This is a genomic window from Rhodoferax sp. RT5P35 (genome assembly GCF_056521385.1).
Genome location: NZ_JBWMAX010000074.1, coordinates 1 through 1,683 on the forward strand (window position 1 = coordinate 1; position 1,683 = coordinate 1,683).

1 protein-coding gene and 1 pseudogene are annotated in these 1,683 nt (G+C 62.0%); both read right to left on the minus strand.

The window, feature by feature from the left end; genetic code table 11:
• Positions 1 to 142: 142 nt before the first annotated feature.
• Entirely contained in the window at positions 143 to 1,474 is a 1,332-nt protein-coding gene (locus AC097L_RS23695; RefSeq protein ID WP_479589190.1) for a putative O-glycosylation ligase, exosortase A system-associated, read from the minus strand.
• A gap of 20 nt (positions 1,475 to 1,494) precedes the next feature.
• Positions 1,495 to 1,683 (minus strand): annotated as a pseudogene (locus tag AC097L_RS23700) (phenylacetate--CoA ligase family protein); the annotation flags it as partial.

The following is a 1,683-nucleotide window of genomic DNA, read 5'->3' on the forward strand; positions in this document are numbered from 1 at the left end:
CATCCAGCTGCAAATGGCATCGAAGGTGGTGGCATCCACCTCGCCGGGAAAGATGGGGTCGGGCTCAGGCAGCACACGGTGGAAGATGAGCACCGACAGGCGGCCCCGCGCACCTGCGGGCGACAGGGGCTTGAGCAGGGTTTTAAACATAGCGTTTGACCGGCTTGGCAGGCAGGGGTATCACAGGGCGGGCCAGGCCCGGGATGTTTTTCCAGCCGGGCACATAGGCCGGTTCGCGCAGCCAGCCTTTGGTTTGCACCCACACGCGGGTCAACACCACCATCACCATGACGTTGTAGGGCAGATCGAAGTACGCCAGGCTAAGGAAGGCCCCGCCGACGGCATAGCCCATCAGACAGACCTGGCACATCGCCCCCAGGTCGACGCACCACGCCGCCTCGGGGATGTTGCCGCAGCGGGTGCGCAGCCAGCCCGCCGAACGCCAGGTGGCAATCCACAGGGTCAAGAACAGAAACAGGCCGACAAACCCGTGGTTGCCCAGGACCTGGAAGTAAATACTGTGCGCCGCGTGGACCTTCTCAGGTGTCGGCGAGTACAAGGCAAACAGCTCGGGGCGGGCGGCGTTAAAACCCACTCCAAGCGGATAGTGAAATGCGATGTTCCAGGCATTCCACCAAGCGGAAATGCGGCCCATGGAGGATTCGTCCTCCTGGTATTCGCCAATCGACTCCATGCGACCCATCCAGGCATCGGGCATGAAGGCCACCAGCAGCGGCACCGCCAGAAACAGCACCAGGCCCACGGTCAGCTTGTTCTTGCCGTTCCACCACAGAAACGCCACCATGGCCCCCATCGCCAGCATTGCGCCGCGCGAATAGCTGCCCAGCGATGCCACCGCGCACATCAGCATGGTGACGCTCATGGCGTGGCGGCCCCAGCGGTTGGTGAGCTGCAGCTGCAAAAAGCGCAGCAAGGGAATGGCCATCACCAGCGACAGCGCAAACTCGTTGTTGTCTTCGATGAACGAGCCCGGCGGGCCCCAGACCCGGAAGTTGCCACCGGTCATCAGGGTAAACAGGCCGCCCTTGGCACCCAGCATGGCCAGAGAACCGGCCGACATCCAGGTCAGGGCCAGGATGTGCTTCTTGTTATGCAGCAGCATCAGGGCGACCAGGACCATGGCATCCACCTTCATGACCTTGTTCCATTGCCAGTAGTCATCCCCCGGATCGATCCCGAACAAGGTCGACAGGGAAATCCACACCATGAACATCGCAAACACGGTGACCGCCGTCCCCTTGAAGGGAGAGCTGCGCTCTTTGGTCGTCAGCAAGCCAATGATGGTGGCCCCGAAGGCAATCGCGGCGACCGGCGCGTTGTAGGCAAAACCGAAGGCATAGCGGTGGGGGTTCATGATGCTCAGCCAGACCCAGAGCATGACGCCGATCCAGGGCCGCTTCAGTGCGGCAAAGGCACCCGCAAACACGATCGACATGATCAAAAGGTCACGCATGGGAGGGGCTACCTGGTTGGTTAAACAGCATGGCTGATGATGTAGCGAAATTTACCCGACTTCTCGGCGGCAATCGACTCCACCAGTTCCACCTCGACCGCTACGCTGGCCCCCAGGCGGCGCTGGAAACCGGCAATGATCTGGCCCACCATGGGCGGCTCGAAGCCGGGGCCTGTGACCAGCAACACGCGGGTTTTCTCGCGCGACTC

What these genes read in the sequence shown, in the direction of transcription:
- AC097L_RS23695 (WP_479589190.1), bottom strand. Translation starts at nt 1,474, where the DNA reads ATGCGTGACCTTTTGATCATGTCGATCGTGTTTGCGGGTGCCTTTGCC.